The organism is Oleiphilus sp. HI0080 (assembly GCF_001635135.1).
Genome location: NZ_LWFU01000828.1, coordinates 1 through 1794, shown reverse-complemented (window position 1 = coordinate 1794; position 1794 = coordinate 1). Strand labels below are relative to the sequence as shown.

Genomic DNA, 1794 nt, shown 5'->3' with positions numbered 1-1794 from the left:
CGATCCCCAGAATTTACGTATTCCCGCGGTGAATTTGTTGACCGAGCTGGTGCCTGATGGCAGCGAGGCGGGTGTCTGGACTTTCGGTCAATGGGTCAACAATCTTGTGCGCTTTCAAGTCGTTGATGACGCATGGCGCGCGATGGCGAAAGAGAAAGCAAAAGAGATCAATTCTGTCGCTTTGCGGACCAATATCGGTGCTGCGCTCGAAAAGGCCTCAGAGAATCTCGAAGCAGGGCAACAATACCCGAACACGCATTTTATTCTATTGACGGATGGTATGGTCGATATCGACAAGGAGCCTGCGAAAAATACAGCCGAGCGTGAGCGTATTCTTGGCCCTGTGCTAGCGCGTATAGCGCAAACAGGCGCTCATGTGCACACGGTTTCTCTGTCAAAAAATGCAGATAAGCCGCTGATGGATAAATTGGCGATTGGTTCGGGTGGGCAGTCTGCTCTGGCTGAAAGCTCTGATGATTTAAGTCGTGTTTTTCTACAGGCCTTTGACCAAGCGGTTCCGCAGGAGCAAGTGCCGATCGAAGGGAACGCCTTCGTAATCGATTCTAGTATTGAGGAGTTTACTGCGCTTGTTTTCAAAAAAGAGGGTGCGAAACCTGTGCGCCTTGTTTCTCCCGATCTTGAAACCATTGAGCCGAGCAGTGGCCGAGAAGATGTGCACTGGTATAGCGATGCAGGGTATGAGTTGATTACGGTCTCTCAACCTGACGAGGGCGAATGGGTGATTGATGCGGAGGTTGATCCCGATAGTCGAGTGACGATAGTCAGTAATCTGCAAATGGACGTGACATCATTGCCAAGTAATATTTTTGCTGGGGATGTTTTAGATGTTAAAGCAGGCTTTTTAAATGAAGGTGAGTTGATTGAAGATGAGGATTTTCTGTCGATTCTTGAAGTAGACCTTGTGGTAACCAATGAAGAAGGTAAGTCGGGTAAGCGGGCAATGGCGACAGCCGGCGATGGCGTTTTCTCTGAAACTATTTCTAAGCTAAAGACTGAGGGTGCGTACAGAATTGCTGTCGACGTAGACGGGAAGACATTCAAGCGTCGCTTTGAGCAGGTTGTCAATCTTCGTCCTCCATTCGATTTTGAATTGTCGGCGAAGGGCGGTGAGCAGCCTCAACATCAATTGGTTGTTACTGCGCTGACCGATGATATCGACATTGATGGGACCAGTGTTTTTGCGAAAGTGAAGGCGCCGGATGGTACGAGCCTCATAAAAGCAGTTGAGCAAGTCAAAGGAACGAAACAGTGGCGTTTAGCTGTTACTCCGGAAGCGGGCGATGGTACCTATAAGGTCGCGGTGAAAGTGAAGGGTAGAAAGACTGCTGGAGAGGATGTAAATCTTTCGCCTAAAGTCTTCGAGGTGGAGTTTCCTATTCCTTTGGGTGAGGCGAACATGATTGTCGCAGTTGAGGAAGAGGCGGCTGAGCCTGTAGAGGGTTTAGATGAGCCTGCTGAGCCTGAACCAGCGTTGGAGGAGAGCATAGCTCCTAATTTGGCTGAGAGTAACGTTGAGCCTGAGTTGGTGCCGGAGGAGGAGCTTGAGCCCGAGGAATCGGGAGTCGATTATGTCCTGTGGGGATCGATAGCTGGTGGTGTTGCATCCCTTTTAGCTTTGTTGGGAACAGTTTTTTACTTCCTAAGAAAGAAAAAAGCGGCTCAAGAGCCTGACGACGAGGTGATCAATGACTCCATCATGGATCAGCTAAACGACACTTCAATTGAAGATGTTGACTTTGATGCGGAGCCAGAGCCAGAACCAGAACCAGAGCC

General features: G+C 49.4%; 1 protein-coding gene. It reads left to right on the top strand.

Annotation, left to right across the window (positions count from 1 at the left end):
* Positions 1-1794: vWA domain-containing protein (locus A3751_RS23005; protein WP_197466440.1), on the top strand; the 1794-nt coding region annotated here is incomplete at both ends.